We start from the raw sequence: 25899 nt of genomic DNA, 5'->3' as shown, positions 1-25899 counted from the left end.
ACTTAAGGCTTAATTTTATATAAAATTTAGATCTTTTAACCATAAGCTAACAGTCAAGGTTTCTCTATGCACTTCAAAACCAGAATGTCCCTTTTTTGCACAGCCACAACCGCCGCTACTTCCCTAGCCGTCGCGTCCCTGCAGCCCGCAGCGGCGGTTGAGCAACCAAGCAACACGATCGTTAGCACGATCATGCTTCCCACTAAGGCAACAGTCACGAAGACCTTTACCGTTAGCAGCACAAAGGGGACAGCCCGCGCAGATTACAGCAGTAATTCCATCACTGTGCAGCCTGGCGATACCATCTCGGTCAAGATCCACTCCCAAGGTGGATACACCGAATTCAGTGAGCTCACGGAATTTGTGCCTTCCGTAGGCCGGTTGCATACAGAGTCGATCACTTTCAAAGAAGGCGATAGTGGGCCGCATCCGCTAAAAGTCGCAGGCTGGAATGCCACTTCCCAAGCAGATCGCGTTACCTTCAGAACAAACGACGGAAAGCCTAAAGCGATCACGTTAGACACCACATTGGAGTACACCTACACCGTAGGCGTACGGGCAACCGGGGATCCTTCTACCAGATTCCAACTCAGTAGTAGCGATAGCAACACGGTGTTTACCTCTGCCAGCGGCCCAAAGATCCACGTAAAAAAGACCCTCCCATCCTGGCTCTCAGGAGCATTCCCCGGCGCGATCTTTGACAGCCTAACCAACTTACTGTCACCGATTTTGCGAGCCCTTAACATCCTATAAATGATTTAGACCCCACCCGCGTTATTCACGGGTGGGGTCTAGCAATTATTACGCCGCCCAGGGAACCCCAACAACCCGTCAAAGTCATTCCCGAGAGCGCTAGGGACACCCCAGGCACACAAAGAAACCCCAGCTCATACATGCCATGAGCTGGGGCTTTAATCGTGCGCCCGGAGGGATTCGAACCCCCAACCTTCTGATCCGTAGTCAGATGCTCTATCCGTTGAGCTACGGGCGCAGTGTCTTCGTTGCTTCTTTGCAACGAAGAATCACTCTACACACTCCGGCTAATATTTAACAAACATCCATGTCATAGACTATTTTTTACGAGCAACAAGACGAACCATAAATACGCCGATCGCTAGGGCGCCGACGGCAAAGATGATGTCACCCGGAACCCGAAGCCAACGGATGAAGGTGAGTACAGGGGTGTAAAGGAAGGAATCGCTACGGGCGTACCAGAGTCCCACATCCATAGAGGCCCATGCTTGCGCCAATCCCAAAGGAAGAAGGGAAAGCAAAGACATTGCGAGTAGACCGCCGTTCATTCCCCAAAAACCCCACTTCAGCCAACGATCATCCCAGTTAGCGTTTGGCATGAGGGAACGGACGCAGAAAAGCATGAGGCCGATGCCGAGCATGCCGTACACACCAAACAATGCGGTGTGCCCGTGCAGCGGCGTGAGGTTGAGGCCCTGTACATAGAACAGTGAGATTGGCGGATTAATAAGGAACCCAAAGACACCAGCACCAAGCATGTTCCAGAAGGACACAGAAACAAAGAAGTAAATAGCCCACTTGTACCCAGCTACCCATGGCTGGAGCTTGAGCAGATTGAGATTACGGAATGCCTCCACACCGATAAGGGCAAGCGGCACTACTTCCAGGGCGCTGAAAACCGCACCTAGGGCCATGACGTGTGCAGGAGCTCCAGAGAAGTACAGGTGGTGTGCAGTTCCGATGATGCCACCAGCTAGGAAGATGGTGGTGGACACGATCACCGAGGTCGTGGCCGCTGCCGGTCGCACCAAACCAATTCGCGCAAAGAGGAATGCGATGACCGTGGTGGCAAAGACTTCAAAGAAGCCCTCTACCCAGAGGTGAACCACCCACCAGCGCCAGTATTCAGCGATGGAAAGATGCGTTTCATGGTTAACTCCAAAAGCTGCGCCATAGAAACCAGCGATCGCAAGGCAGCTCATGAGGAGCATGGCCGTCAGAGAACGTTGCGTTCCAGCGGCGAGAGGAGCCTCCGGGGTTGGCATGATCTTGCCGGGCACGGTTTTGGCCTTTCGCACTGCAGGTGCGAGCGCGCGCCACATGAGGATAAACCAGAGAGCCAAACCAATGAATAGTCCGATCTGGAAGACACGCCCAAGATCAACATATTCATAACCTTGGGTTCCCAGCCAGAAGTTGATGGGGTTTCCATAGCCCAGCTTGCCCATAATGGAGGCCCATTCGCCCGCCATCGACCCGAGCACCACTACAAGGAGAGCGCCGAAGAGGATATTCACACCTAGGCGCTGGAATTTCGGCTCTTTTCCTCCTACGGCTGGCCCCACGTACAAACCGGTGGCAAACCAGGCAGTAGCGATCCAAAAGATACCCAGTTGAGTGTGCCAAGTTCGAACTACCGCATACGGAAGAATTTTATCGATGGGTATGCCAAATAACGCTCCTCCTTCAACACCATAGTGAGCTGCGATAATGCCGCAGGCGATCTGCAACACGAACAACAGGCCGACGATAAAGAAGTATTTAAGGGTTGCGCGTTGCGACGGCGTTGGCTTGAAGCCGAGCAGCGGATCTTTTTCCGGAGTGACGTCTGGAGTTTCATTTTCTTCCCCCTTCCAGCCCTGATACCAAACCAGGCCACCAATGCCAGCAAGCAGGAGAATAAAGCTAATAATGCTCCACAGAATGTTGCTAGTAGGCGGCACGTTATCTATCAACTGCTCATGCGGCCAGTTCTGGGTGTAGGTTTCTTCGCTTCCAGGCGAGTTGGTAGATGCTGCCCAACTAGTCCACCAGAAGAACGCAGCCATGTCTTGAGCTGCGGCCTCATCCTTGATGGAGTCCTTTGGGATGGCATAGTTTTCGTGTCCGTTTGCAAAGAGCTCTGCATAGTATTTTTTGTTCGCTTCAAAGGCGGCAACCCGGTCGTCGCTCAGCACGATGCGTCCGTCTTGGTAACCGTTAGTACGCAACTCACTCTTGAGTCGTGCCTTCAGCGCCGCTTGCTTTTCCACACCCAACGCTGCATAGTCGCTGGCGCCTTCTTTCTGAGCCCATTTATCCAGGATTTGCGTGGCCTCACGGTGGAGCCAATCAGCAGTCCAGTCTGGTGCAACGTATGCGCCGTGCCCCCACACAGATCCGATCTGCTGTCCACCGATGGACTGCCATACCTGTTGCCCGTTGATGATCTGGTCTTTGGTAACCAGCACTTTTCCCTGAGCGGTTTCAACTCGTTCAGGAATCGGCGGTTTGTGAACATTGATTTGCTGCCCCATCCATAGCAACACCACAAAAGAAGCGATGATCACTGCAGCAAGCGCAGACCACCATCGCTTATCTCGTGAGGACATACGTTGCGGGGCTTCTAAAAGCGCCACTCTTGATCCTCCAATCAAGATGTTTAAATAAATTCCTTCTCAGTAAAACACGGGCATCCTTCTCAGTAAAACACGGGCATCCTTCTCAGTAAAACACGGGCAGCGCATACGTATTTACTCGGAAAAACCGTTAAAAATACGCCTTGAACAGCATTTTGTTATGAAAATACTGCGCAAAAAATACACAAAATGTGAGATTTTAGACAATAAAAATCCCCCCAAAAAGATTAGGGGGGATAAAAATTGGCGTGTCTAGCTCACGATGGGTTACCGACTAGACAACTGAAAGCTTGCACCCTGAGGGTCCGCAACTGTAGCGATTCGGCCGAAAGGCGTGTCTACGGGACCGTCGATAAGCTGACCGCCCAGCTCCTGTAGCTTGCTCACGGTGGCGTCAACATCAGCGACACTGAAGTAAACACGCCAGTGGCTTGGGACCTCTTCAGGCAAAAAGTCCTTTGCCTCGCAGATTCCAGCTGTAGCTGCCTCGCCCGGCGCGTTGGCTGCGTAGCGGATCCCGTCCTGTGCCGAATCCGCAGGTTGACCGTCTTCACCGATGTAGCTCAGCTTCCAGCCGGCGACTTTTTGATAGAACGGCGCGGCTGCGTCAAAGTCTTTGCTCATAACTTCAAACCAAGCAGGTTGTCCCTTGACTGGTTCACGGGTGATGCCGGGGAAGTCCAAGGCCTGCCACAATCCCACAACCCCGCCCGCAGGATCGGACACGATAGCCATAAAGCCCAGGGTTCCTACTTGCATAGAAGGTAGGAGAACTTGCCCACCTGTTTCTTGAGCAGCAGCAAGCGCAGCGTTAATGTCATCAACCTTGAGGTATATGGTCCACGCGGTAGGGGCCATAGGGGTTTCAGAAGGACCTTCGGGCCCCATGTGGGAGTCCATGGCACCGCCAACAGGCTGCCCTTCTGAGAGGATGATGTTATAGCCGCCACATTCTTCGCCCTGGCTGTTGAACTCCCAGCCAAAAAGTTCTTTATAGAAGGCTTGTGAACCTTCGAGGTCATGAGTAGAAAGATCAATCCACGTAGGGTCACCATGCAAGATGAGGGACATTGTGCCTCCTAAAAAGCAGCCTTGTAAATGCGTTAGGACGACTCTACGCGCATAAACAGCAGAAAAAATTGCACAAACATCCACCAAATAGAATTAATCCCCTGCCATAAGCCGCAATGCGATTGTGCAGAGGATTAAAATTCTTTTTATCTGGTGGGGCTAGTTAAGAAATACTGTCGCTTTTCCCGCGTTCAATTCCACGTGATCCACGCATTTCTTATTGGTAAAAACCACAAGGGTCACGGGATCATATCCAGCTGCTCGTACTGCATCAAAGTCTACGGTGATTAGTTTCTCGCCTTGCACAACGTTCTCTCCGGAGGCCTTATGGGCGGCAAAGCCACGGCCTCCCATCTCAACTGTGTCAAGGCCAATATGCACAAGCACCTCAAGACCTTCGGGAGTCTTGATGGCAAAGGCGTGCCCTGTTTTGAACACCGTGACCAGCTTGCCAGACACCGGCGCCACAACTTCTCCGAAGCCATCAGGCTCCACGGCAAACCCTTCCCCCATCATCCCTGAAGAAAATACTGCGTCATTAACGGAACTAAGCGGCAGCAGAGGGCCGTGGATAGGCGGAATAACAACGACCTTTTTCTTAGCAAACCCAAACATGATTAGCCTTGTTCGCCTTTCAGGGATACCTTCCCAGACAGCTGAGCGGCGACTTCATCATAGACAAATTGCACTTGCGGGCCTATGACTACCTGGACATTCTTAGCACCAGGACGCATCACACCAATCACGCCTGCCCGTTTAATAGCGGGCTCATCAACACGAGCAGAGTCTTGAACAGTTACGCGCAAGCGGGTAGCGCAATAATCTACAACGTCGATGTTGCTCGGACCTCCGAGGCCATCGATAATTTGTGCAGCCATGTCAGAAGTAGAGGCGTCTGCTGTGCTCTCTACTTCCGTTTCATCTTCCTCTTCCCGTCCCGGAGTCTTGAGGTGTAAAACCCCGATGAGGGTGTAAAAGATACCAAAATACAGCGCAAAGTAAATCACTCCCAGGACGAGCAACATCCACCACTGGTTTGCCAGCGGGTTTTGTGCGGAAAGGAACATGTCAATAAATCCTGCGGAGAATCCGAATCCTGCTGTCCAGTGGAAGACGGAAGCAATAAAGAGCGACAGGCCAGTAAGAAGCGCATGAACAACGTACAAAACCGGGGCTAGGAACATGAAGGAAAACTCCAATGGCTCTGTCACACCAGTAAAGAATGCGGCCAATGCGCCGGCAAGCATCAAAGAACCAACGACCTTCTTACGCTTACTCTCTGCGCGCAGGTATATAGCTAGTGCGGCACCGGGGAGACCGAACATCATCACTGGGAAGAACCCCGCCTGATACTGACCGATAATGCCGACAACCTGGCACGATCCATCGACCCAATTACCGGGACAGGATGCAGCGTCGGTAGCTGCTTGAGCTGCCTCGATGGTCTTACCACCGCCGAGGAACTTGCCGATGTCATTAATACCAATCACATCAAACCAGAAGATCGAGTTAACTGCGTGGTGCAGACCAGTAGGAATCAGGAGGCGATTAATAAATCCGTAGATGCCTGCCCCGGCCGGCCCCATTCCCTGAATCAACTCACCAAAGTTGAACAGCACGCTATAAATAATTGGCCAGACAAAATACATAATCCCGGAGAGGATTATTGAGAAGAACGAGGTCAGAATTGGAACAAGCCGTCGCCCAGAGAAAAATGCCAAGAAGTCCGGCAACTTTGTCGCATGGAACTTGTTGTACACCCATGCGGCGAGCACACCAATGAGGATGCCAAAGAGCACATTCTTGCCGCCGATGGCTCCCCATCCCTGTGACGCCCATTCCAGCGCGGCGTCTCCTTCTAACGCCGTTGGATCGCCAATCCCCTTATAGCTGGCCACCGCTTTAGGGCCTATCAGCTGGGTAATCGTGGCAAAACCCACAAATCCTGACAACGCCGCCGCACCATTGGAGTCTTTGGCCAGGCCGAAGGCAAGAGCAATAGCAAAAATCCAACCAAGGTTATCCAGGATTGCCAAGCCCGACTGAATAAAGATCGCAGCAACGGTGTTATCCGCACCCCAACCGACAGGGTCAATCCAATAACCAATGCCCATCAAAATAGCCGCGACAGGCAAGACTGCAACTGCCCCCATCAGTGCCTTTCCCAGGCGTTGTAGGGCATTCATAACGGATCCCATCATCTATCCCTTCTCTTTGTTTACGTTTTCTTGTGTCCAGCCATGTAAAAACACCGCGAGGAACGCAGCCTCCCCACGCGCGGACAGCGGGAGCTGCGGCTCGCCTGATAAGTCGGTAAGCAACTCCGCCGCGACCGCATATTCATGCGGCAATAGCTTTTCGACGCTCGCCAGCAGTACGTTGTGGCGCAATTGCTTGCGCTGGAGACGTTGATAAGCCAGGGCCAGCTCCATAGACAGCGCGTCATTCCCAGCTTCCGCAGGAGTGCGGAGTAGCCGGTGCGCTTTTGCCGTCACTTGTCCAATCGCGTTTGCCACGGCAAGGGGTTGTTTCACAGTGCCTCCGGTGCGGGCCGCGTGGAGGTGGAGGGCGATAAACGCGGCTTCGTCGATAGGCAGCACAATCGAATCAAGGTGTGTATTCAGATAGTTGACCACCAGCTCGGCGGCCGAAAACTCCTCCGGAACCACCGCTTTGATCTCTACAACCAGGGAGTTACGGATAGTTTCACCCCGTCCAACCCGCTGAACGGCAAAAGACAGATGCTCCGCAAGAATCAGATACACACTGGGATGTAGTTTGCCTAGGACGTCAGAGGCAACATCAATACTCGCCGAAATAACGTGGAAAGTAGCGCCATCAATGCTGCTCAGCCCCTCTAGAAGAGCACGATGCTGCTCGCTAAGCTCCACATACTCCCGGCTCCCACCGCCGTGTTCGACGTAGTCCCCCGGTTTTTTAGAAAACCCTATGCCCTTCCCCACCAGAATCCGCTCCCCCGCCTCTGAGCAGTTCTCCGCAGCGAGCACAGCATTATTGCTTAGCACGCGGCGAATAATTAGCTCAGGCATAACGGCTGCTCCTCAAGGCTCATATGGCCTACAAGATGCAGGCCACGATGGACTTAGCGGGGGGAATCATCCGGTCATGCCTGAGGATCACGCAGCAACAAAAGTATGCCCTGACCGGCTCAGTAACACCCAGAGGGAAGCTCATCATTACAATAACTCGTCCCTCAAACCCTTGGGAACGATTTAGTGATTTTAACGTCAGACGACTGCTGTTTTACAGGATTTTCGACCCTTATCGGGGGCATGGAAACTAGAGAACTATGTCAAAGACCGGGATAGCCAAGAAATAGGTCACCAGAGTAACCAGGATGATCCCGATCAAGTTCAGCCACACGCCACCCTTGACCATGTCGCCGATCTTTACAAAGCCAGAGCTATACGCGATCGCGTTGGGTGGGGTTGCCACCGGAAGCATAAACGCACAGGTCGCCGAGAGCGCAACCGGGATGGTAAGCAGAAGAATATTCTGATCACCATTCGCATTCAGCCCAATGCCCACTGCCACACCAGCCATAATCGGCAGGAAGGTCGCCGCAGTTGCGGTATTGGACGTAAATTCCGTAAGGATGAGCACCAGTGCGGCAATAGCGCCGATGAGCAGGATCAATGGCAAGACTCCCAGCCCCTTAGCCGTCTCACCAATCCACAGAGACAGTCCCGACTCCGAGAACATCTTGGACAATGCCAAGCCACCACCGAACAACAACAACACATCCCAAGGAAGCTCATTAGCGGTCTTCCAATCCATCAAACGGGTACCCGTCTTACGATCCGCGGGGATCAAGAACAGTAGCATCGAGGCAACCAAACCGATCACGGCATCCGCAATGGAGACCTTCCACCCCATCCACTTAATAACCAGCGGAACAAAAACCCATGCAAGGGCTGCGCTTGCGAAGATGACAGCCGTGGCGGCTTCACCGAACTTCATCGCCCCCATCTTGTGCAGCTCTTCCTTGATCAGCGCTCGGCCGCCAGGAATCGTGTCCACTTCCGGCTTAAATACGGTGACCAAGATAAACCATGCGATGACCATGTACACCAGGGCAAGTGGCACGCCCACAAGCATCCACGTACCAAAACCAATGTGAATATCATGGCTTTCTGCCATATACGCCACCAGCAGCGCATTCGGAGGCGTACCAATGATCGTTCCCAATGAGCCTATCGACGCAGAATAGGCGATCGCCAGCATCAGACTCGTGGCAAACTTCTTCTGCGCACGCATTCCGCCAACGGATTCTGCAGTGAGCTGAAGAACAGAGACGCCAATGGGAAGCATCACTACGGCCGTTGCAGTATTAGACACCCACATGGATAAGAAGCCAGTTGCCAGCATGAAACCAGCGACAAGCTGCTTGGGCTTAGTACCAACCAGCAGAACTACGCTCAAAGCCAGACGACGATGCAGATTCCAACGCTGCATTCCAAGCGCCAAGATAAAGCCACCCATAAACAAGAAAATCGTTGGCGAGGCATACGGTGCCGAGATCTTAGAGAACTCAATGACCTGCAACAAAGGGAACGCAACCAGCGGCACCAGAGCCGTAGCCGCTAGCGGAATGGCTTCAGTCATCCACCAAGCCCCCATCAAAACCGCGACTGCGGCTGTGATCCTCAATGCACCGTGAGTATAGGAGCCCTTGGAATCGGCAGAACTCACCACGTCTACAGAAGACTCAGGGAAAATCAGATACACCAGCGCTGCAAGCACCAGACCAACAAAGAGGCCAATAATCTGGCGACGGCGTTCACTTTGATCGCGGACTTCTGCATCTTCAGCCAACGCGTGTTCTGAAGACTCATGCGTAATGGGGGTACTCACGGACTCACTTTCCAGCTATTTCGCGCACTTTTAGTGCAAAATGATCAGCTTCTCCACCATCTGGGTGCACGATTATCGCAATGATGTGAAGAAAGACACTCAGTAATCTACAGTGACAAGCCGCAATCTTTACCCCCTATAAAGGAAGTCTTTCCCAAAAATTCCAAGACAAATCCACAAAAATCGCTTCACCTGCACAAACGACACGCTTGCAAAGGTTCAAGAGTCCCCCATAATGGGGAATACTCGCTAGATAACACATAAGTGCAGGTTTTATGTGGCAAAAACAGGCAGGAAGGATAACCCCAAATGAACATTGGGCGGTGGGCCGATTGTCACGAGCACAGGGTTAGGGCCTGTGGCTAGCCCCTGGGTTGTTCAGCTAGCAAAGCACAAAGAAACCCCAGCCCACACATGCTGTGAACTGGGGTTTTAATCGTGCGCCCGGAGGGATTCGAACCCCCAACCTTCTGATCCGTAGTCAGATGCTCTATCCGTTGAGCTACGGGCGCAAGTTCCACCAGGCCCGGTGAAACGCTCCCACCGAAGTGAGAGTGAGCGGAGACGAGAGGATTTGAACCTCCGGACCTGCGCAAACAAGTCAACTCCTTAGCAGGGAGCCCCATTCGGCCGCTCTGGCACGTCTCCAGCGATTCCAATAAAAGAATCTCGCCCAATATTAATCGCAAATGACCTTTTAAACAAAACACAAGGCCAGTGAACAAAATTCCCTACCAGGGGATAAACTAACGCCATGATCCGAGAAGATTTAGCGCAGATTCCTACATACGTTCCAGGCCATCATGCAGACCATACGTTAAAACTTTCTAGCAACGAGGTAGCTTTTGGCCCACTTCCCGGCGCAGCGGAAGCAATGGCAAAAGCCATCACTACCGTTAACCGTTACCCAGATATGGGCGCTGAGGAGATCAGAGAACGGTTGGCTGAACATCTCGGTTTAGATGCCCAACAAGTAGCAGTGGGCTGTGGTTCTTCTGCTCTGTGTCAACAATTAGTTCAGATTTCCGCAGGCCCAGGCGATGAGGTGATTTTCCCTTGGCGCAGCTTCGAGGCCTACCCCATTTTCGTGCATGTGACTGGCGCTACGCCGGTAGCCGTGCCCCTTAAAGAGGGCTTCAACGATCTTGACGCCATGGCCGCGGCCATCACAGAAAATACTCGGCTCATTTTCGTGTGCAACCCCAATAATCCAACGGGCACTCTCATATCGCAAGACGCGTTCCTAGCATTCATGAACAAGGTCCCAAGCAATGTGCTTGTTGCGCTTGATGAGGCCTATATCGAGTACGTCCGCGCAGAGGATACGCCTCTTGCTACAGAGTTTATCCACGCCTACCCCAACCTCATAGGTCTCCGAACCTTCTCTAAAGCTTTTGGTTTGGCTGGCATCCGAATCGGTTACGCTTTTGGCTCTCCAAGCCTCATTGAGGCGCTCAATAAAGTCGCTCTCCCCTTCGGCGTTAACACCGTTGCTCAGGCGGGCGCAATCGCCTCATTAGAAAACCTCGACGAGCTCATGGAGCGCACTGAAGAGGTAGTGCTCAATCGCGACCGCGTAGCCGAGCATGTCGGTGCAGGCCACTCTCAAACCAATTTTGTGTGGATTCCTGCAGATTCCCGCCCCGAGTCTCCCACTGACATAGCTGAGCAGCTCCACAACCATGACGTGATCGTCCGCGCATTCCCTGAGGGAGTCCGAATCACCGTGACCAATAGCGAGGAAACGGATCGCCTTCTTGCTGCCTGGGATGCAAGCTTCTCATAACAGCACAAAACCCCAGCCTCACCTAGAGGACTGGGGTTTCATTTTTGGCGGAGACGCAGGGATTTGAACCCTGGGATGGTTTCCCATCGCTGGTTTTCAAGACCAGTGCATTCGGCCGCTCTGCCACATCTCCAATGTGTTCGCATGCTTAAAGCTTGCCAACAAGTAAAAGAGTCTACCCGATGTAGGCGAATTTCTTTAAAGTGGGTGGATATGAAGGCAATCATCATCGATGAGAACAAGCAATTGTCGTATCAAGACGTCGCCGATCCGCAGCTAGAATCTGGTTGTGCCCTGATTCGGGTTAAGGCCAGCGGAGTTAATCGTGCAGACCTACTGCAGGCTGCGGGACATTACCCACCACCCCCTGGAGAATCGAAGATTCTGGGACTTGAGTGCGCTGGCGTTGTGGAGGATCCAGGCGATACTTCGTGGAAGAAGGGTGACAAGGTTGCCTGCCTTTTGGCCGGTGGCGGCTATGCGGAGCTCGCTGTGGTCCCTGAGGGACAGCTCATGCCGATTCCTGCTGGTTATTCCTTTGCCCAGGCCGCGGCGATCGTTGAAGTCGCGTGTACCGTGTGGTCGAATATCGGCATGCTGACTGGTCTCAAGCCGGAGCACACGATCCTCATTCATGGCGGTGCCGGCGGAATCGGCACGTTTGCTATTCAGATGGCCAAACATATCGGCGCCACGGTGGCGGTCACGGCGGGTTCCACGGAAAAACTTGAGGTGTGTCGCGAGCTCGGCGCGGACATCCTGATCAATTATCGTGAGCAGGATTTCGCGGAGATTCTCAAGAACAAGTGCGACCGCATTTTGGACATCATGGGAGCCAAGTATCTTGACCAGAATGTCCGTGCACTAGCCATGGATGGGCATCAGGTCACCATCGGGATGCAGGGCGGGGTGAAGGGCGAGCTAAATATCGGCCGGTTGCTAAGCAAACGCGGAACAATCTCGGCCACAGCTTTGCGTGCGCGCGATCGTGCAGACAAGGCTCGGATAGTTGCTGACACGGTGAAGAACATCTGGCCGTTGCTGGAATCAGGCAGAATCTCCCACCGCATCCATGCCACACTGCCGCTGTCGCAGGCTCAAAAAGCTCATGAGTTGCTGGATTCCGGCGAGGTGTCCGGAACGCTTGTTTTGCTTGCCGACGCCCCCAGCTAGGCCAAGCTCGCCACAACGCGGATGAGCTGATCAACATCCGCGACCGTGTTATAAGGCCCCAATCCAACGGAGATGGCCCCCTTAGTATCGCCGACCCCCATCGCGGTGAGAAGGGGGTCGGCCTCAGCCACCGTGGCCACCAATCCATTGTTTATCAGCCGCTGCTGGATCATGTCGGCCGGAACGCCGTTGATACAGAATGTGGCGTGTGGGATCCGATCCACGTCCGAACCTGCGGCGGCTTCACCGGTCACGCCAAAGACGTGGGTGTTGGGAAGCGATTCGATGGAATCCACAAGATAGGTCCCCAACCACCCCAGATAATTTGCCGCGGACTCCACACCCTGCGCCAAGCGGTAACGACGAGTTCCCCGGGCGTCCTCGTCGAGATCAGCAAGGTAATCTACGGCTGCGGATACTCCCGCGGCAAGGCCAGCGGCAACAGGCGTATCAAACACTTCCATATCTATGCGAGGAAACATCGTGGTGTCACGGAACGCCAGGGCGGCAACCTGTGGCCCACCGAAGGCCTCACAGTCCACGCTTATGATGTCCGCGCCTAATGCTTCCCTCGTGATCGGGCGATGCCCAGCAAGTGGGGTGGCGTCGACAAGCACCCACGCACGGGAGGAATCATGCACGTATTCCGCGATTTCCAGGATCGGATTGATTGTTCCTACCTGCCGGCTAGCGGCGGAGAGCGCAACAACGCGGGTGCTGCCGTCGACAAGCTTGGAAAACTGCCACGCAGGCACCTCACCAGTACCTAAGTCAGGTTCCGCCCAACGTATTTCTGCGTCCAGATCAAGACCACAGGAATCTGTGCGCGAAAACACAGCGGAAGATCCCCGGCGCAACAGTGGCCGCAACGCGCGGGATAACCGTGCAAAAAGCACGTCACGGCTCGGCCCCAGGAGCACCGCGTCTGCTGAGGTTCCTGTCATATCCGCAATCGCCATTCGTGCAGAATAAAAGTGATCGTCTGCAATAAAGCGCCCCGCGCGTTGCAACAACGCATGAGAACCGGCGCCTCTCTCAATTTCTGCTGCCAACGGCGCACTGCGAAAACCTCGCGAAACAGCAGATGACACCCGTTCCGGAATTTGTGGTTGCTCCTGCGCATTGAGATAAGTCCAAGTACCGCTCACGGAGGTATAAGCACCTCGAACACGAGCTACGTCAAACACCATCTCTCACTCCCTGAAAGTTCCAGAGCATTGCTTAAAGCAACACCACTGCAACGGAAACAACTACCTATTCCATCCCAACGAACTCACTTATTATGCCTGCCGGATTCATTCCGCGCACCAACCCAGCTAGGGTAGGTATTCGTGCAGGAACAGACCAAAGTAAATAATCCCGAGAGTCTCGAGTCAATGATCGCTCGCATCACGCATGCGGATCACGTTGACCCCAAGCCATCGCGGTCCAAAACCTTGGCAGCCGCATGGTCTGACCTCGTCCGCGGATTCAAGCAACACGAGCTCTGGCTACAGCTCGGATGGCAAGACATTAAGCAACGCTACCGCAGAAGCGTCCTAGGGCCATTATGGATCACCATCGCCACTGGCGTCATGGCGCTTGCCCTGGGATTGCTCTACTCTGTGCTATTTAAGATCCCCGTTGCCGAGTTCCTCCCCCACGTCACCGTGGGCCTTATCATGTGGAACTTCATCTCCGGATGCATTAAAGAAGGCGCCGAGGTCTTTATCACCAATGAGGGGCTGATCAAGCAACTTCCCTCTGCCCTTTCCGTACACGTGTACCGATTGGTATGGAAGCAAACGCTCTTCCTCTTCCACAACATGGTGATTTGGTTCATCCTGATGCTGGTATTCCCACGCCCCTTGGGCTGGGACATCCTCCTAGGAATTCCTGCCATCGCATTGCTCGTGGTTAACGGTGTATGGGTGTCCATGTTCTTTGGCATCATCGCTACCCGCTACCGCGACTTCTCCCCTCTTCTTGAGGCCCTCACACAGCTCTTGTTCTATGTCACCCCCATTGTGTGGACCACACAGACCCTCTACGCCCAAGGCGGAGCTGTCTCTGAGCGCGCAAAGCTGGCTATGCTCAACCCCCTTTATCACTACATGGAGGTTGTGCGTGCCCCATTAATCGGCGCCCCCATCAATCCATTGAACTGGTACGTTGTCATCGGATGCACAGTCGTAGGCACATTCCTAGCCATGCTCGCAATGAAACAGTGGCGCTTCCGTGTGAGCTACTGGGTATAGAAGGAGTACAACATCATGGTTTCCATTGATACCTATAACGCCTGCGTTGATTTCCCCATATTCGACGCAAAATCGCGTTCTATGAAGAAGGCATTCCTAGGCGCCGCAGGTGGCGCCATTGGGCGAAACAAAGACAATACCGTGGTCGTGGAGGCGCTTCGAGACGTAAACCTGCACCTCAAAGAGGGTGACCGCATCGGCCTCGTAGGCCATAACGGTGCCGGAAAATCCACACTCTTACGTCTACTCTCCGGAATTTATGAGCCCACCCGTGGCTCCGCTCATGTCCGCGGACGCGTCGCCCCTGTTTTTGACCTCGGCGTAGGCATGGACCCGGAGATCTCGGGGTTTGAAAACATCGTGATCCGCGGCCTGTTCCTGGGGCAGACACGCAAGCAGATGAAGCAAAAAATGGATGAGATCGCCGAGTTCACCGAACTAGGCGACTACCTAGCCATGCCCCTGCGTACATACTCCACTGGCATGCGTATTCGTCTTGCTCTCGGGGTAGTCACCTCGATTGAGCCCGAAATTTTGCTTCTCGACGAAGGCATCGGCGCCGTCGACGCCGCCTTTATGGCTAAGGCCCGCGAACGCCTCTCCGACCTAGTGCAGCGGTCTGGCATCCTCGTTTTTGCCTCTCACTCCAACGATTTCCTTGTCCAGCTCTGTGACTCAGCTCTTTGGATTGACCACGGAACGGTGAGGCAGGCAGGGGCCGTTGATGACATCGTAGAAGCCTACGAAGGCAAAGGCGCCGCAGACCACGTACGACGCCTGCAAAAGCGCATCCGCGAAGAGTCTAAATAGGACTCTTATCGTTTTGAGAACGCTAGAAAATCTGTCCTGAAATTTCCTAAACGCTGGGGCGGCCAGCGTTCTCAAAACGACTAAACCACAGACGTCGCCCCGCGTTATCTACAAGGTTCCACACGAGCGGGGCCATCGTGGTGCTCCAGATAACAGCAGCAACTACATCCGTGAGGTAGTGCACGCCCATGGTAAGCACCACGCCTGCGATAACTAGAACAGCGCAGAGCACCAGAAGGGCCCGTAGGATCAAAGGCAGCCGAGCACCCACCGTAAGCATCAGCATCATGGCTAAAGCCGTCACATACGTCGTGTGCCCGCTAGGAAACGACCAATCCCCTGGCGTTACCGGTATGGGGTGAGCAAGCAAGTCTGAGCTAGGGCGAGGACGCTCAATAAGCATCTTTACAAAAACTACTGGCACCCAGGTGATCGCAATGGCCACTGCGCATTGCAGCCCTATTCGGACTTGTTTGCACGCAATGCCCACCAGCGCAGAAATTACCAGCGTGAGTACCAGCGAATAAGCGGGTTCCAAACCATAGTAAACAGCATCTACAAGGCTCTCAATTGCCCCTTTTCTCTGATTATTCATGGCTTGGGTGATAAAAAGATCGCTGGTTAGTGATCTAACCCCTAGCCCGATAATCGCTACCGCTAGAACTCCGATAATCGCAGTCCACCACCGCTGAGCACTCACCTTTGCGTGAGAGGATGGTACTTCCATTGTTTTCTCCACTTCAAGAGATGTACTCCCCGCTTGAGAAAACGGTGGATACATAGCAATACTTCCCAGCAGAAGATACCACTGGGAAGTATTTTTTGGATTAGCCCTTGTAGGCAGCAGCAATAGTATCCGCGTTATAACGCAGCGCACCGGTGTAAGTGTCCGCGGGAGCAGTAGCTCCGAGAGAGTCACTGTATAGCTCTGCGCTACTCACAGTAACTTTTCCGCCCTTAGCAGCCACATTCTCTTCCAGGGACTTTACGGCCTGTGGGTTAGCAGAGGCATCTTGGAAGATGACTGGGACCTTATGCTCCACAATGAACTCTGCCAACTCATTGAGCTCGGAAGCAGACCTTTGAGCGTCCGAGGTGACAAAGTCGGTTGCCTTAATCTCTAGACCAAACTGCTTGCCAAAATAACGGAACGCATCGTGTCCAGAAACTAGCGTGCGCTGATCGGCAGGAATAGTGTTGATCCTCTCCTGTACATAAGCTTTGGTCTCGTCGATCTTCTTGTTGTATTCCGCGCCGTTGGTCTTATAGGTGTCAGCCTTATCAGGATCTGCAGCAGACATCTTCTTGACTATCTGGTCAACAACGAGCTTCCAGTTGTCAGTAGAGTTCCACACATGTGGGTCCCAGGCCCCGTGGCTGTGGCCCTCGTGCTCGTGGCCTTCGTGGCTGTGGCTCTCATGATCGCCGTCTTCCTCCCACGGCAACAACATATTTTCTGGTATCTGTTCGGCCAGCGCAATCTGCTTGTCGCCCAATCCCTTAAGCTGGTCAATCATATTGGCTTCCATGCCCAATCCGGACCAGAACACCACATCCGCTTCCTGCATAGCCTTCACATCCGAGGTGGAAGGCTGATAAGTATGAGGATCGCCGCCAGGCCCCACCATTACAGTGAGGTCTGCATCAGGAGCCACATTTTTCACCGCGTCTCCGATGTACCCGGTGGTGGCAAAGATTTTAGGCGAAGAGCTGTTCTTAACTGGCGCCGTCTCTTTGTTATCGGCAGCGCAAGCAGAGGCAGAGAGCAATCCAACTACCGCAATGGCAGCACACGTGTTTCGGAAAAATGAGCGATTCATACCGTCACTATAGGAACAGACATTTTTACCTTGCTAAATGAAAATTCGTTGCCACATCGAACTGCAGATAATCAGTTTCATTTTTCAATAGACCTCCCTCATATGTGTGAATGGAAAGCCTAAACAACATCCGCCCGCACGTGAACCTCTTTACGCTTGCGCAGCACACGGACACCAATCCATAGAGCTAAGCAGATGAGGCCATCCACAAACGCCATCGTCGGAGACGTCGCAGCGTCAATCCGATACGCTACCCAGAAACCAACCTGTGAACTGGCAGCAGCGATGATCAACGTCACCACCACCATTGCAGTCTCCGAACGAGTAACCATCAGCGCTGCTGCCGCCGGGACAATCATCAAGGCCACCGCTAAAACTGCGCCGGCTGCGTCGAAAACTACCACGATGGTCAAAGAAACCAGCACCATGACCAGGTAATTCAACAAGCGAGTCCGAATCCCTACGGCTGCAGCAAATGTGGGGTCAAAGGTAGAGATCATCAAGGGTCTACGCGCCAGAATGACAACCCCTAATGCCACAAGCCCCACCACACCTATTGTCCATGCGCTCTTCGGACCAAAATCGATTCCCCACGCCACCCAATGATTAAGGGCAGCAATATTGAGGTCTCCGACCAGCACCGTATGTTCCGAGATCGTGGAGTTATTAAAGCGCATGGAGATGATAATCACGCCAATGGCAAAGAATGCGGGAAATACTAAACCGGTTGCGCTGTCTTCTGTGACCTTCTTTCGATCCCGAATCCACTCGGTAAGAGCAATCACCGCAACACCGCTTAGCGTCGCACCCACCAGCAAAAGTGGATCATCGGGAGAAGCAGTCCAGAGCGCTGCCACCGCGATGCCTGGCAAAACGGCGTGGGAGAGGGCGTCGGAAAGCATAGCTTGTCGACGCAAAACCAGCACGATACCGGGAATCGCCGCGGTTAAAGAGACAACGAGCGCCAAAACCGAGACAGATACTGCAAAACTCATCGAATCACCGCCGCACGACGAGGAGAAGCTACAAGAGCCACGATCACAAAGGCCGCAAGCACCAAGACGATCACGGGACCAGTGGGCACTTTACCTGCAGAAATAGAAATATACGAGCCCACAATCGCGGCGATCGCACCGATCAGACCAGAAACCACAACCATCTGCGCTACCGTTCGGGTCCACTGGCGGGCAGCTGCCGGAGGAAATACAGCGAAAGCGATCATTAATATCAGGCCGACTGCTTTCACCCCAATCACAATCGCAACCACAACCAACAAGGAGAGCATGACCGCCATTGTTGAATCAATACCGATGCGGGTGCTATCGGCCACGGCATTGGCCACGATGGCGGAAGCCAACCCTGTGACCATAGCCCCGATGGTGATTACCGGCATCGAACGAGCGTCGATGCCCCAGTCTGCGAGCAACTGCGACTCGCTTAACCACGGCGTGGTGGCAAAGAAGAGAAAGGCGCCCATCACACCAGGAGTCGCAGAATGACCGATCACGTCGCTCATCATGGACTGCCTGCGCAAGTATAAAAACGTTCCCATTGCCCCTGAGCACAGTCCAATGAGTAGCGTTCCCCACACCACCCGCCGATAGGAGAACTCGGCAAGAAAATCAATGATGCTCATAACAACCCCAGGCCAAAAGCAGCATTCACGGTCTCCCGGGTAAACGCTTCTTCTACAGTTCCGGTTGCTACGATCTGCCGATTGATTACGGTGACGTGATCGCAAAGTTCTGTCACTGTAGACAAGTCGTGATGAACAATAACCACCGATTTTCCGTCTTCACACAAACCATGCAAAACATCACGGATAACACGCTCGCTGGCTGCGTCGACACCCGCAAAAGGCTCGTCCAACAGAAAGATATCGGGATTTTGCACCAGAATTCTTGCAACAAAGACACGGCGCCGTTGCCCACCGGAGAGCTCGGAAATATGGCGCTTAGCCAAATCAGCGATGCCTACCCGCTCAAGAGCGTGCCGCACCTCTTCCCGGTGCTCCCCGGTGAAACGTTTGAACCAACCTAAACGCGGATATAGTCCCATGCCCACCACTTGTTCCACGGTGATGGGGTAATCCCAGTCCACAGCGGCGGATTGCGGCATGTAAGCAACACGATCACGTACTTGAGCGAGCGGTTTGCCAAAGAAAGCGACCTCACCGTCGTGGTCTACAAGATCGATCGCAGACTTAATAAGAGTAGATTTTCCTGCCCCATTAGGCCCGATAAAACCCATCACAGATCCAACAGGAACCTCAATACTTGCATTTTCCAGGGCCACCGTTGGCCCATAGCTCACGCTGATGCCCGTCATTGTCAATGCCGAGCCCACTAGATTGGCCACTTTCTATCGTCACTTCCGCTAATCACAACATATGAGTGAAAATCACTACCAACTGCCACTTTACGGTTTGTCTTCCAATTACTTGGTCAAAGCCGCTTTAATCGCATCAGCGTTGTATTTTAAAACTCCAATATAAGTATCGGTAGGAGCTGTTTCTCCGAGCGAATCCGCGTAAAGCTCTTTATCCGAGACCTCGACGTTCCAGCCCTTTGCCCTTACCGTCTCTTTCAGCGAGTTAATAGCCTGGGGGTTGGCCAAATTATCTTGGAAGATCGTGGGTATCTTCTTTTCTGCGATGAATTTTCCCAGGTCTGCCAGCTCAGTCGGGGACATTTCAGACTCCGAGGTAACAAAATCTGTGGCGTGAATCTCTAGGCCGAACTGCTTACCAAAATAATTGAAGGCATCGTGTCCGGTAATCAGAATGCGCTTCTCCGCAGGGATAGCGTCGATCTGCTCCTTTGCATAGGCAGCGGCCTGATCAATCTGCTTTTTATAAGTCTCAGCGTTCTTTTTGTATGTTTCCGCGTTTTCTTTATCCACCTGGGAAAGCTTCTTGGCAATCGCATCAACAACGTACTTCCAGTTTTCCGTGGAGTTCCACACGTGTGGATCCCAAAGTTTTTCGCCGTTTTCACCAAGCTCAGGCCATTCAAGCCGCTCAGATTCCGGGATAGCTTCAGCCACAGCCTCCTGGCGGTCTCCCTGCGCTGCCAGCTCATCCAGCATCTTTGCTTCCATATGCAGGCCCGACCACAGGACAACATTGGACGTCTTAATCTTGGAAATATCCTGTGTAGTGGGCTGATAAGTATGAGGATCGCCGCCGGGGCCTACCATCACAGTGACATCAGCTGCAGGGGCATATTCTTCACGGCATCGCCGATATAACCAGTGGTAGCAAAGACAGAGAGCGTACTTGGCTTTTCACTAGCTTTTTCGCTAGAACATGCGCTGAGGCCGCCCAGCAAGGCCACTGCGGTGAGTGCGGACACCGCAAGAAAACCGCGCCTGCTATGGCGATTGATACGAGATGATTCCTTAGTCATGAATACGGATCCTATTACCGTTCTGCGCGTTCAGATAGCGTTTTCTTTGCTTACCCTTATTTAGCTGTTCCAACCCTTAGAAAAATCAAGGGATCAATATGAAAATAACCAAGATACAGTGCTGTTTTTCAATCCAACACCAATAGCTCAGAGGCGCATATCACAACCAAAATTGGGCAATCTTCCCTCGCGTTCTCAAGACCAAGAGACTGATGCCCCCTCACCCCACGCAGACTATGCCACAATAAACCCCATGCCTATAGCTTCTACTGGTCGCATCGCGGCTGTCATTGTCACTCACAACCGCGTCGAGCTGTTGCAGAATTCTTTGAAGATCGTTGCGCAACAGACGCATCCCGTAGATCACATCATCGTTGTAGATAACGGTGATGATCCCGCCGTCGAGAGCCTAGTTACCGCTATCGCCGGCGAGCGCGCCGTCTACCTCGGAAGCAAACATAATTTGGGAGGAGCCGGCGGGTTTGCGCTTGGTTTTCTCACCGCGCTGAGGCTGGGAGCCGACGCTGTCTGGTGCGCCGATGATGACGGCCGCCCGGAAGACGAGAATGTCCTGGCAACCCTCTTGCACGTAGCAAAAAAGCACCACCTCGATGAGGTCTCCCCGGTTGTTTGTAATGCAGAAGAACCTGACCAGCTGGCATTCCCGCTTCGCCGTGGCACCACGTGGCGTAGGTTCCGCAGTGAACTCGGCAATGAGGATTTCCTAGCAGGTATTGCTTCGCTATTTAACGGCGCTCTTATCTCCGCTGATGCTATGCAACGCATCGGCGTCCCCGACTTGCGTCTGTTTATCCGAGGCGATGAAGTTGAGTATCATCGCCGACTAGTGCGTTCCGGCCTCAAATTTGGCACCTGTCTCACCGCTGCTTATCTGCACCCGGATGGCTCGGATGAGTTTAAGCCAATCCTTGGGGGACGCATGCATACGCAATACCCAGATAACGAGGGCAAGCGGTTCTTCACTTATCGCAACCGCGGATACCTTATGAATCAACCCGGTATGCGTCGGCTTCTTCCCCAGGAGTATGCGCGATTTGGCTGGTTCTTCCTCATTCAGCGCAAAGACCCTAAGGGATTTTTACAGTGGCTCAAGCTCCACCACATGGGCCGCTCGGAGCGCTTTGAACGGCCGTAATAGCTACTTAAAAATAAAAATGCGCTGAACAAAGAAATTGATCACCGTGGCAGTCCCTTGGGAGATCACAAAGGCGATAACTAGGGCAATCTGTTCGCTCACCCCGTAATGAGTTAATAGCGAGAAGAGCAAGGAATGCCCACCCACGTTAACAAAGTAGGTAATCGTATACAGAACCGCTACCTGCAAGAATCGCTTGGTTGATGCCTCAGCCTGGAAGGTCCAACGGCGATTGATTAGATAAGCGGTAATCGTGCCAAAAATAAACCCAATAGTGCGTCCTCCCGCAGCAGAGAACCCAAAAACGATCTGGCATAGATAAGTCAGACCAAGGTCCACAACTGCGGAGATTCCTCCAGAGATGATGAACTTGATGCCTTGAGAAGCCACGCTCGCCGAGGAGGTAGTCACAGTCACATTGGGGGCGGCCTGGTCATGCGCGCCGGTGTTGGAATTAGCCACGGGGCGCGATTTTACCTCTTACGGAGTAATTCTCGGTAGATATCGATTCTTTCCACTGCAGATAACGCATGGGCACCACATCCACCGAGCTCTTCTAGCTTGCTTATCGACGCCCCACATAACTCACGAATCCGCTCATCAGTCAGGTCTTCTTGCCAGCCCAACTTCCTCATGAGCCGCCCGGCCACCCGCGACCTTAGGTCTTTCCCTCCCATGCACGCCATGCCGATCACAAAAGACCACCAGGCCTCCCGTGCCTGGCGCGACTGCTCCACAGGAAGAGCCTGCAGGCCAGAAGCCGCGTAATTTGGTTCCTCTCCAAGCCCTAGTGCCTGGAGTAACGGGATCAACCCAGTCTCTTGGGTACGTTGAATGATTGAAACAACCTCCTCATGCACGTGAGCAAGGGTTTCTTGTGCTCTTTTACCACCAGAAATAGCCATATTGATACGGGCCGTATCCACTGGCGCATCTGGTTCATAAAGATCCCCGCTTCCTCCCAGGCACAAAGCCTCCGGTGCAGAAGCTTCACGGGAATACGTGTCCAGGATCGAAAGGCTTACTCGCCACAGTCCCCAGTTGTACTCAAGCTGCCCGGCGCGAATCGCAGCAGTATGCGCATGTAAACAATCATTCATCGACACTTGCTCGCCGCAACGATAAAAAGACTGCGGCGAAGCCGCATCAAAACCAAAACACGTCTTGATAATCTCGGCGACCCCCGCAAGCTTCAGCGTGTCTCGCACTCCGAGAACTCGATGCAGAATCCCCGCCGCATCAATGACTTTAAGCTGTAGAACTATTATTTTTCCTGCTCGGATTCGCCTGCGCCGAGCAACGGCCTTTCCACGACGCAGGCGGGCCTCGCTTATCCAGATCACTCCGCTGCGCTGTATCACAGTGCCCAGCGTAGCGATTTTTAGCCGATCGGTAGCGGCCTCGGCTCTGAGCCAAACGCTTCTTTGAGATAGGCGCGGCTCCTGCGCACGGATTCTATGTCGAGCCATTGCTGCATCCATCCGGCTACTGCGCTGGCCATCATCCATGCATCTCGTGCTTGAGGCTCACCCCGATATGCATCAAGAAAATCCTCTGGAGAGATATCCGTGAGGGCCTCAAAACGCGGGGCGACGAGTTTTTCATTCTCCGACTTTGCCCGCGCGGCTTCCTTTTTAATCTCATCGAGCCCCGTCCGCACTGCATCAGCTACATCGCGGAGACTGACGCATGTGATATCGCCTGGCACTAACTCGCGAGCCTCGGCGTTCAAGGGAAGAGCTGTTGTTCCCGTAAGCAGGCTCGGGAGCTTATCCACGGGCGTAGCTTCCCCCGGACCAAGCACCCATGCCCCAGACATGAGGCCGGTGGGATAGGAAGGATCCGTGTGTACGTGCCAGAGCACAACGGTATGGTCCGGCGCCGCGCCGCGAACGTCGATAATGCTAATCACCGCTGGTCTCCGGAAGAAACAAAAACCAGCGCCGCGCCGACAACCCCAAGCAGAGTATGAGGCTTGGAAACTCCACGGCGACGCAAAAACTCAACGACCTTTTTGCTTATTGTTCTGTCTAGTTTGTTGATCCCAAGGAAAATAAGCAGGAGCACTGCAAACGCACCCCACGTGACAAGAGGTCCGAATTCTTTAGCGTCGCTGCTTTCCAGTTGCTCACGCACACGTGCAGCGATCACATCAGGATCATTGTCTGGATCATCATCATGGGTATTAGCGTATAAAGCGACGCCCAGGAGAGACCCAAGGATGACGGTATTAATTACCCACCGAAGCGCCTTGGTGTGCACATAGTCCGGCAGCGCGGTGATCAGGCCTATGGCTGCAGCCTGGGAGATACGCCCCGTCATCGTGTCATCTAAAGGATTCAGGTTTCTCTCAACAGTGGTGTCTTTCATGTACTCCAGAGTAGCCAAACTCGCTGGGAGGTACAGTGACTTCTATGTTTGGATTCCTCAAAAAGAAGACCGTGGAAACGCATATCGCGGCAGAACGCACAAATACTCCCATGGATTCCCGCATGACCCTCCTCATGGCTGAGGAAATCCCCATGCTAGATAGCGCTTCTCGAGTGCGTATCTATCAAATCCTCGAGGAATATGACGGTCCGCAAATTACGTCGCAGGAGGAACTTCCCCAGGAAATTCGCGACATGATGGACCTGTAAAGTTTTTTAGTGAGAAAAACCACCCCTCAGAGCACCTTTAGACGTGGTCACATTCGGAAGTAAACGGGTACGGTAGTTAGACGATGACGAGCGCCAAGGGCACGTCCAGCACCGCAGCTTCGAGCGGTGTCTCCGGAGCCTTACACACAGAAGCCATGAAACTCACCGGTTGGGGACGCACCGCCCCCACAACCGCAGAGGTCCTCGCAACTCCAGATTTGGAGACCATCGTCAAGGCAGTACGCCAGGTCGCCGAGCAAAATGACTCCAAGCCAGACTATCTCCGTCGTGGCGTAATCCCTCGCGGTATGGGCCGCTCCTACGGCGATCCTGCACAAAATGCTGGTGGCCTTGTCATTGATATGCAGCCTTTGAACAAGATCCACTCTATTGATCCAGAGACCGCCATTGTGGATGTTGATGGCGGTGTGACCCTTGATCAGTTGATGAAGGCGGCTCTCCCCTACGGGCTGTGGGTTCCTGTTCTTCCAGGTACTCGTCAGGTCACCATCGGCGGCGCTATCGGCCCAGATATCCACGGAAAGAACCACCACTCAGCTGGTTCTTTCGGTGATCACGTCACCTCCATGGAACTGCTAGTGGCCGACGGTCGCATCTTGCACCTTGAGCCAGAAGGCTCGGCAGATGATCCAGACGGTTCTCTCTTCTGGGCAACCGTTGGCGGCATGGGCCTCACCGGCATCATTGTCCGTGCAAAGATCCGTATGACCAAGACGGAAACCGCTTACTTCATCGCAGACGGCGACCTCACCGCTAACCTCGATGAAACCGTGGAATTCCACTCCGACGGTTCCGAGTCCAACTTCACCTATTCCTCCGCTTGGTTCGACGCCATCAGCCCGGAGCCCAAGCTAGGTCGCGCCGCCATTTCACGGGGTTCCCTAGCCACACTCGCGCAGCTGGAAGAGCTCTCCCCCAAGCTGGCCAAAGATCCCCTGAAGTTCAATGCCCCACAGCTTGTGACGGTTCCGGATATTTTCCCTTCCTTCACCATGAACAAGCTTTCTATGATCGCAATCGGTGAACTTTGGTGGCTCAAGTCAGGCACGTACAGGAACAAGGTGCAAAACCTCACCCAGTTCTATCAACCGCTCGACCTCATCGGAGAGTGGAACCGCGGTTATGGTTCTAAGGGCTTCCTGCAGTATCAGTTCGTGGTTCCACGTGAGGCTGTCGAACCATTCAAAGATATCGTCCGCGATATCCAGCGTTCCGGACATTACTCCGCACTCAACGTGTTTAAGCTCTTCGGAGAAGGAAACCGTGCGCCGTTGAGTTATCCGATGCCGGGTTGGAACGTCTGCGTAGACTTCCCGATTAAGCCAGGACTAGGCAAGTTCCTCGATGAGCTTGACCGCCGTGTCATGGAGTTCGGTGGACGCCTCTACTTGGCCAAAGAATCTCGTACGAGCGCTGAAAACTTCCACTCGATGTATCCAGAAATGGAAGGCTGGCTCAAGACACGTAATGCGATCGACCCCACTGGCGTCTTCGCTTCTGACATGTCCCGCCGCCTCGAGCTACACTAATCAA

22 protein-coding genes, 4 tRNA genes and 2 pseudogenes are annotated in these 25899 nt (G+C 53.4%); 8 read left to right on the top strand and 20 right to left on the bottom strand.

Translation table 11 applies throughout. The features are described 5' to 3' along the window. Positions 1–66: 66 nt before the first annotated feature. Positions 67–753 carry a hypothetical protein gene (locus CpATCC19410_RS00670; RefSeq protein WP_013240989.1) on the top strand — a complete coding sequence of 229 codons (687 nt, stop codon included), beginning with the start codon at positions 67–69 and terminating at the stop codon, positions 751–753. Positions 754–918: 165 nt separating this feature from the next. Here CpATCC19410_RS00670 and CpATCC19410_RS00665 read toward each other — a convergent pair. The 8 genes and pseudogenes from CpATCC19410_RS00665 to CpATCC19410_RS00620 form a co-directional block, all read right to left on the bottom strand. After that, positions 919–991 (bottom strand) — tRNA-Arg (locus CpATCC19410_RS00665). A 79-nt stretch (positions 992–1070) separates the two neighbouring features. Continuing rightward, positions 1071–3344: a nitric-oxide reductase large subunit gene (locus CpATCC19410_RS00660; protein ID WP_042437314.1), complete on the bottom strand. Its 2274-nt coding sequence runs from the start codon at positions 3342–3344 to the stop codon at positions 1071–1073. Between the two features lie 294 nt (positions 3345–3638). Next, entirely contained in the window at positions 3639–4442 is an 804-nt protein-coding gene (locus CpATCC19410_RS00655) for a VOC family protein (RefSeq protein ID WP_013240987.1), read from the bottom strand. A 159-nt stretch (positions 4443–4601) separates the two neighbouring features. Further along, positions 4602–6640 (bottom strand): annotated as a pseudogene (gene nagE / locus CpATCC19410_RS00645) (N-acetylglucosamine-specific PTS transporter subunit IIBC). Between the two features lie 3 nt (positions 6641–6643). Further along, positions 6644–7492, bottom strand: coding sequence for a PRD domain-containing protein (locus CpATCC19410_RS00640; protein WP_013240984.1), 849 nt, complete (start codon positions 7490–7492; stop codon positions 6644–6646). 250 nt (positions 7493–7742) lie between these two features. Beyond that, complete coding sequence (locus CpATCC19410_RS00630; RefSeq protein ID WP_013240983.1) at positions 7743–9317, bottom strand: SLC13 family permease; 1575 nt, start codon at positions 9315–9317, stop codon at positions 7743–7745. A gap of 439 nt (positions 9318–9756) precedes the next feature. Beyond that, positions 9757–9829, bottom strand: a tRNA-Arg gene (locus CpATCC19410_RS00625). 47 nt (positions 9830–9876) lie between these two features. After that, positions 9877–9965, bottom strand: a tRNA-Ser gene (locus CpATCC19410_RS00620). Between the two features lie 106 nt (positions 9966–10071). On the opposite strand from CpATCC19410_RS00620, the gene hisC reads away from it, so the two are divergent. Then, complete coding sequence (gene hisC / locus CpATCC19410_RS00615; RefSeq protein WP_013240982.1) at positions 10072–11103, top strand: histidinol-phosphate transaminase; 1032 nt, start codon at positions 10072–10074, stop codon at positions 11101–11103. A 45-nt stretch (positions 11104–11148) separates the two neighbouring features. Here the strand turns inward: hisC and CpATCC19410_RS00610 are convergent. Next, positions 11149–11236: transfer RNA gene (locus tag CpATCC19410_RS00610), tRNA-Ser, on the bottom strand. Between the two features lie 80 nt (positions 11237–11316). On the opposite strand from CpATCC19410_RS00610, the gene CpATCC19410_RS00605 reads away from it, so the two are divergent. Then, positions 11317–12276 carry an NAD(P)H-quinone oxidoreductase gene (locus CpATCC19410_RS00605; RefSeq protein WP_013240981.1) on the top strand — a complete coding sequence of 320 codons (960 nt, stop codon included), beginning with the start codon at positions 11317–11319 and terminating at the stop codon, positions 12274–12276. On the opposite strand, the gene CpATCC19410_RS00600 is transcribed toward CpATCC19410_RS00605, so the two are convergent. Beyond that, the gene (locus tag CpATCC19410_RS00600) at positions 12273–13466 is read right to left on the bottom strand and encodes an aminotransferase class V-fold PLP-dependent enzyme (protein ID WP_014522669.1); all 1194 of its coding nucleotides are present in this window, start codon (positions 13464–13466) and stop codon (positions 12273–12275) included. The two genes, CpATCC19410_RS00605 and CpATCC19410_RS00600, sit on opposite strands and share 4 nt — an antisense overlap. 141 nt (positions 13467–13607) lie before the next feature. Here CpATCC19410_RS00600 and wzm point away from each other — a divergent pair, with 141 nt between their 5' ends. Beyond that, a complete protein-coding gene (wzm, locus tag CpATCC19410_RS00595) occupies positions 13608–14513 on the top strand; it encodes a galactan export ABC transporter permease subunit Wzm/RfbD (RefSeq protein WP_013240979.1) in 906 nt (301 codons plus the stop codon). A gap of 15 nt (positions 14514–14528) precedes the next feature. Beyond that, complete coding sequence (wzt, locus tag CpATCC19410_RS00590) at positions 14529–15323, top strand: galactan export ABC transporter ATP-binding subunit Wzt/RfbE (protein WP_013240978.1); 795 nt, start codon at positions 14529–14531, stop codon at positions 15321–15323. A gap of 46 nt (positions 15324–15369) precedes the next feature. On the opposite strand, the gene CpATCC19410_RS00585 is transcribed toward wzt, so the two are convergent. The 6 genes and pseudogenes from CpATCC19410_RS00585 to CpATCC19410_RS00560 all read right to left on the bottom strand — a co-directional run bounded on the left by CpATCC19410_RS00585 (position 15370) and on the right by CpATCC19410_RS00560 (position 20550). Then, complete coding sequence (locus CpATCC19410_RS00585; RefSeq protein WP_014300388.1) at positions 15370–16050, bottom strand: phosphatase PAP2 family protein; 681 nt, start codon at positions 16048–16050, stop codon at positions 15370–15372. A 100-nt stretch (positions 16051–16150) separates the two neighbouring features. Continuing rightward, positions 16151–17143: a metal ABC transporter substrate-binding protein gene (locus tag CpATCC19410_RS00580; RefSeq protein WP_013240976.1), complete on the bottom strand. Its 993-nt coding sequence runs from the start codon at positions 17141–17143 to the stop codon at positions 16151–16153. Between the two features lie 119 nt (positions 17144–17262). Further along, positions 17263–18138 (bottom strand): metal ABC transporter permease, encoded by an 876-nt coding sequence (locus CpATCC19410_RS00575; RefSeq protein WP_014400913.1) that lies wholly within the window; start codon positions 18136–18138, stop codon positions 17263–17265. Further along, a complete protein-coding gene (locus tag CpATCC19410_RS00570) occupies positions 18135–18779 on the bottom strand; it encodes a metal ABC transporter permease (protein WP_013240974.1) in 645 nt (214 codons plus the stop codon). The genes CpATCC19410_RS00575 and CpATCC19410_RS00570 overlap by 4 nt, the downstream gene beginning before the upstream one ends. Then, the gene (locus tag CpATCC19410_RS00565; protein ID WP_013240973.1) at positions 18776–19501 is read right to left on the bottom strand and encodes a metal ABC transporter ATP-binding protein; all 726 of its coding nucleotides are present in this window, start codon (positions 19499–19501) and stop codon (positions 18776–18778) included. Before CpATCC19410_RS00565 ends, CpATCC19410_RS00570 begins: the two co-directional genes overlap by 4 nt. A gap of 78 nt (positions 19502–19579) precedes the next feature. Continuing rightward, positions 19580–20550, bottom strand: a pseudogene (locus CpATCC19410_RS00560) (metal ABC transporter substrate-binding protein). Between the two features lie 253 nt (positions 20551–20803). On the opposite strand from CpATCC19410_RS00560, the gene glfT1 reads away from it, so the two are divergent. Beyond that, positions 20804–21706, top strand: coding sequence for a galactofuranosyltransferase GlfT1 (gene glfT1, locus CpATCC19410_RS00555; protein WP_014522312.1), 903 nt, complete (start codon positions 20804–20806; stop codon positions 21704–21706). A 3-nt stretch (positions 21707–21709) separates the two neighbouring features. Here the strand turns inward: glfT1 and CpATCC19410_RS00550 are convergent, their stop codons facing one another. Genes CpATCC19410_RS00550 through CpATCC19410_RS00535 form a run of 4 tightly spaced genes read right to left on the bottom strand, consistent with a single transcriptional unit; the run spans position 21710 to position 24076 of the window. Further along, the gene (locus tag CpATCC19410_RS00550; RefSeq protein ID WP_013240969.1) at positions 21710–22168 is read right to left on the bottom strand and encodes a GtrA family protein; all 459 of its coding nucleotides are present in this window, start codon (positions 22166–22168) and stop codon (positions 21710–21712) included. An 11-nt stretch (positions 22169–22179) separates the two neighbouring features. Further along, positions 22180–23067, bottom strand: coding sequence for a hypothetical protein (locus tag CpATCC19410_RS00545; RefSeq protein ID WP_013240968.1), 888 nt, complete (start codon positions 23065–23067; stop codon positions 22180–22182). A 20-nt stretch (positions 23068–23087) separates the two neighbouring features. After that, positions 23088–23618: a hypothetical protein gene (locus CpATCC19410_RS00540; RefSeq protein ID WP_013240967.1), complete on the bottom strand. Its 531-nt coding sequence runs from the start codon at positions 23616–23618 to the stop codon at positions 23088–23090. After that, positions 23615–24076, bottom strand: coding sequence for a hypothetical protein (locus CpATCC19410_RS00535; RefSeq protein WP_013240966.1), 462 nt, complete (start codon positions 24074–24076; stop codon positions 23615–23617). The genes CpATCC19410_RS00540 and CpATCC19410_RS00535 overlap by 4 nt, the downstream gene beginning before the upstream one ends. A gap of 44 nt (positions 24077–24120) precedes the next feature. On the opposite strand from CpATCC19410_RS00535, the gene CpATCC19410_RS00530 reads away from it, so the two are divergent. Together CpATCC19410_RS00530 and dprE1 are read left to right on the top strand one after the other, a co-directional pair. Beyond that, the gene (locus CpATCC19410_RS00530; protein WP_013240965.1) at positions 24121–24345 is read left to right on the top strand and encodes a hypothetical protein; all 225 of its coding nucleotides are present in this window, start codon (positions 24121–24123) and stop codon (positions 24343–24345) included. Between the two features lie 83 nt (positions 24346–24428). Then, a complete protein-coding gene (gene dprE1 / locus CpATCC19410_RS00525) occupies positions 24429–25895 on the top strand; it encodes a decaprenylphosphoryl-beta-D-ribose oxidase (protein WP_013240964.1) in 1467 nt (488 codons plus the stop codon). The last annotated feature ends 4 nt before the right edge of the window (positions 25896–25899 follow it).

This window comes from Corynebacterium pseudotuberculosis (genome assembly GCF_002155265.1).
GTDB classification, from domain to species: Bacteria; Actinomycetota; Actinomycetes; order Mycobacteriales; family Mycobacteriaceae; genus Corynebacterium; species Corynebacterium pseudotuberculosis.
This window is presented reverse-complemented; position numbering and strand designations above follow the sequence as displayed.

What these genes read in the sequence shown, in the direction of transcription:
- CpATCC19410_RS00670 (WP_013240989.1), top strand. Translation starts at nt 67, where the DNA reads ATGCACTTCAAAACCAGAATGTCCCTTTTTTGCACAGCCACAACCGCC.
- CpATCC19410_RS00660 (WP_042437314.1), bottom strand. Translation starts at nt 3,344, where the DNA reads ATGTCCTCACGAGATAAGCGATGGTGGTCTGCGCTTGCTGCAGTGATC.
- CpATCC19410_RS00655 (WP_013240987.1), bottom strand. Translation starts at nt 4,442, where the DNA reads ATGTCCCTCATCTTGCATGGTGACCCTACGTGGATTGATCTTTCTACT.
- CpATCC19410_RS00640 (WP_013240984.1), bottom strand. Translation starts at nt 7,492, where the DNA reads ATGCCTGAGCTAATTATTCGCCGCGTGCTAAGCAATAATGCTGTGCTC.
- hisC (WP_013240982.1), top strand. Translation starts at nt 10,072, where the DNA reads ATGATCCGAGAAGATTTAGCGCAGATTCCTACATACGTTCCAGGCCAT.
- CpATCC19410_RS00605 (WP_013240981.1), top strand. Translation starts at nt 11,317, where the DNA reads ATGAAGGCAATCATCATCGATGAGAACAAGCAATTGTCGTATCAAGAC.
- CpATCC19410_RS00600 (WP_014522669.1), bottom strand. Translation starts at nt 13,466, where the DNA reads ATGGTGTTTGACGTAGCTCGTGTTCGAGGTGCTTATACCTCCGTGAGC.
- wzt (WP_013240978.1), top strand. Translation starts at nt 14,529, where the DNA reads ATGGTTTCCATTGATACCTATAACGCCTGCGTTGATTTCCCCATATTC.
- CpATCC19410_RS00585 (WP_014300388.1), bottom strand. Translation starts at nt 16,050, where the DNA reads ATGGAAGTACCATCCTCTCACGCAAAGGTGAGTGCTCAGCGGTGGTGG.
- CpATCC19410_RS00580 (WP_013240976.1), bottom strand. Translation starts at nt 17,143, where the DNA reads ATGAATCGCTCATTTTTCCGAAACACGTGTGCTGCCATTGCGGTAGTT.
- CpATCC19410_RS00575 (WP_014400913.1), bottom strand. Translation starts at nt 18,138, where the DNA reads ATGAGTTTTGCAGTATCTGTCTCGGTTTTGGCGCTCGTTGTCTCTTTA.
- CpATCC19410_RS00570 (WP_013240974.1), bottom strand. Translation starts at nt 18,779, where the DNA reads ATGAGCATCATTGATTTTCTTGCCGAGTTCTCCTATCGGCGGGTGGTG.
- glfT1 (WP_014522312.1), top strand. Translation starts at nt 20,804, where the DNA reads ATGCCTATAGCTTCTACTGGTCGCATCGCGGCTGTCATTGTCACTCAC.
- CpATCC19410_RS00535 (WP_013240966.1), bottom strand. Translation starts at nt 24,076, where the DNA reads ATGAAAGACACCACTGTTGAGAGAAACCTGAATCCTTTAGATGACACG.
- CpATCC19410_RS00530 (WP_013240965.1), top strand. Translation starts at nt 24,121, where the DNA reads ATGTTTGGATTCCTCAAAAAGAAGACCGTGGAAACGCATATCGCGGCA.
- dprE1 (WP_013240964.1), top strand. Translation starts at nt 24,429, where the DNA reads ATGACGAGCGCCAAGGGCACGTCCAGCACCGCAGCTTCGAGCGGTGTC.